The organism is Streptomyces sp. NPDC012935, from assembly GCF_042900345.1.
Lineage (GTDB): Bacteria > Actinomycetota > Actinomycetes > Streptomycetales > Streptomycetaceae > Streptomyces.
The window spans coordinates 1-1,163 of sequence record NZ_JBIBBC010000104.1 but is presented as its reverse complement, the minus strand read 5'-3'; the positions used below and the strand labels follow the sequence as shown (position 1 = coordinate 1,163).

1 protein-coding gene is annotated in these 1,163 nt (G+C 68.6%); it reads left to right on the top strand.

What is annotated here, in order from left to right:
- A partial coding sequence (locus ACFY5C_RS41870) for a M4 family metallopeptidase (protein WP_389455344.1) occupies nt 1-1,119 on the top strand: 1,119 nt, incomplete at its 5' end.
- Between the last annotated feature and the right edge of the window lie 44 nt (nt 1,120-1,163).

Genomic DNA, 1,163 nt, shown 5'->3' with positions numbered 1-1,163 from the left:
GGCAAGCCGACCCTGGCGTACGAGACGGTCGTGGGCGGCCTCCAGGAGGACGGCACCCCGAACGAGCTGCACGTGATCACCGACGCGGCCACCGGCGAGAAGCTGTACGAGTTCCAGGGCGTCGAGACCGGCAGCGGCAAGAGCCTGTACGCGGGCACCGTCACCCTCGGCACCACCAAGTCCGGATCGTCGTACCAGCTGTACGACACCACCCGCGGTGGCCACAAGACGTACAACAAGGCGCGCAGCACCAGCTCCTCCACGGGCACCCTGTTCACCGACGCGGACGACGTCTGGGGCACCGGCAGCGCCTCCAGCTCGACCAGCGACCAGACGGCCGCCGTGGACGCCGCCTACGGCGCCCAGGTCACCTGGGACTTCTACAAGAACACCTTCGGCCGCAACGGCATCAAGAACGACGGCAAGGCCGCCTACTCCCGCGTGCACTACGGGAACGCCTACGTCAACGCGTTCTGGTCCGACAGCTGCTTCTGCATGACGTACGGCGACGGCACGGGCAACACCCACCCGCTGACCTCGCTGGACGTGGCCGGACACGAGATGACCCACGGCGTCACCTCCAACACCGCGGGCCTGAACTACTCCGGCGAGTCCGGCGGCCTGAACGAGGCCACCTCGGACATCCTCGGCACGGCGGTGGAGTTCTACGCGGCGAACTCCTCCGACGCCGGCGACTACCTCATCGGCGAGAAGATCGACATCAACGGCGACGGCACGCCGCTGCGCTACATGGACAAGCCCAGCAAGGACGGCGCGTCCGCCGACAACTGGTCGTCGAGCCTGAAGAACCTCGACGTGCACTACTCGTCCGGCCCCGCGAACCACTTCTTCTTCCTCCTCGCGGAGGGCAGCGGCGCCAGGACGGTCAACGGGGTGAGCTACAACTCCCCGACGTCGAACGGCTCGACGGTCACCGGCATCGGCCGCGCCAAGGCCGTGCAGATCTGGTACAAGGCGCTGACGTCGTACATGACGTCGACGACGAACTACGCGGGCGCCCGCACGGCGACGCTGAACGCCGCGTCGGCCCTCTACGGCTCCACCAGCACCGAGTACAAGACGGTGGCCGCCGCCTGGGCGGCGGTCAACGTCAGCTGACCCGGTCACGGCCGGCGGGCGGCACCCGGGACGACCGCGTCCCC